This window comes from Peribacillus frigoritolerans, assembly GCF_030676415.1.
GTDB classification, from domain to species: domain Bacteria; phylum Bacillota; class Bacilli; order Bacillales; family DSM-1321; genus Peribacillus; species Peribacillus frigoritolerans_A.
This window is the reverse complement of record NZ_JAUUTW010000074.1, coordinates 1-1,690: the sequence shown is the minus strand read 5'-3', so window position 1 is coordinate 1,690 and position 1,690 is coordinate 1. Positions and strand designations below refer to the sequence as shown.

The 1,690-nt window shown below is 40.3% G+C and carries 1 protein-coding gene; it reads left to right on the top strand.

Annotated features, from left to right (window positions below; translation table 11 throughout):
• Positions 1–118: 118 nt before the first annotated feature.
• Positions 119–1,246: an IS110 family transposase gene (locus Q8G36_RS28440; RefSeq protein ID WP_305161555.1), complete on the top strand. Its 1,128-nt coding sequence runs from the start codon at positions 119–121 to the stop codon at positions 1,244–1,246.
• Positions 1,247–1,690: the final 444 nt, after the last annotated feature.

Below are 1,690 nucleotides of genomic sequence, written 5' to 3'. Positions count from 1 at the left end.
TTAGTCATAATGAACGAAAACGGCTCCCATCGCTTAACGTAGATTGCACTTGGTCATAATGTTACTACCAAAAATAAAAAACCAAGTGTAGAGCTACACACGAAAAGGAGCCTATATTATGAAGGATGTTCAAAAATTTGTTGGTTTAGACGTATCTAAAGATTCAATTGCTGTTGCGATTGCTGATTCTGGTCGTGGTGAACCTAGATTTCATGGAACTATTCAAAATAAACCAGAGGATATTCGCAAATTGATGAAAAAGTTAGGGAAGCCTGAAAGCCTATTAGTATGTTATGAAGCAGGATCTTCTGGGTATGGAATTTATCGATTTCTTCTATCTATGGACATTGATTGTATGGTTGTCGCACCCTCCCTTATTCCAAAGCGATCGGGCGATCGTGTGAAAACAGATAAAAGAGATTCTATTAGATTAGCTCAGCTACTTCGCGCTGGAGAGCTTACTTCTGTATGGGTTCCAGATGAAGATCATGAAGCATTGAGAGACTTAATTCGTGCTCGTCATGATGCTCGTGAGGATTTACAAAGTTCTCGCCAGAGACTTGTTCACTTCTTACTTCGCCATGGAATACGTCCTCCGCAGGGAGTTAGAAATTGGTCCGTAAAACATCGTGAATGGTTAAAACGATTAACATTTGAAAGAGCTTCTCAACGTATTGTTTTTCAAGAATATCTTCATGCAATCAATGAGGTTGAAGATCGTATGAAACGAATCGAAGCTCAGATCCACGAAGAAGCCCTTCAAAGTGAACATGCTCCGGTAATTCAAGCTCTTCAAACATTAAGAGGAGTCGCAGAAGTCACAGCTGTTACTTTGGTAGCTGAAATTGGACAGTTTTCTCGCTTTTCAAACCCAAGACAACTGATGTCCTATGCTGGACTTGTTCCAAAGGAATACTCGAGTGGGTCTAGTCGTTGGCAAGGTTCCATTACGAAAACCGGAAACTCCCAAATTTGTCGTTCCATAGTAGAAGTTTGTTGGTCTTATCGCCATCGACCATCTCTTAAAGGTGAATTGCTTAAACGTCAAGAAGGTCAAGATCCAGAGGCAAAACGTATTGCTTGGAAAGCTCAACACCGTCTTCATATGAAATATCATCGCATCTCTGCTAAAGGAAAAGGTGGAAAAGTAGCTGTTGTTGCAGTAGCCAGAGAATTACTTGGTTTTATTTGGGCTATCGGTTGTGCCATTGAGGATAAGCAAGTATGTGTATCGAATGTTGCTTAAGTAGATTGAAAGTAAGATTATGTAATAAATGATTTTATCGAATCATAATTTTGTGATTTAGAATTGAAGATTTGGCTCGAAGGCAAACCCCCGGGAAGGAGAACCCTCATGTGCAACTATGCACTAGGTCTAGAGACTGAACGTGCGCCGTTAGTCCGAGGCAGCTCCGTGACGGATGGAGTGAAATGTGGTAACCAACCCACGCATATCAGTTTGTATACCACCGTCAACGTTTTTGCCTTCGTGCCAAGTTTTTAAGGTTATCCTTGTTCAACTTTTAGAATTGTATCCATTTCGATTTAGCTTATCAAGGGAAAGTACGCCCTTGACAAGCTAAATCCGAAAGGATATTTGGTTTATAAGTTGAACAAGGAATAACTCTATTCATAGCTGAATGAAACACCATTTAAAAACATTTGGGTGTGGTGGGTTGACAGTTTCGTT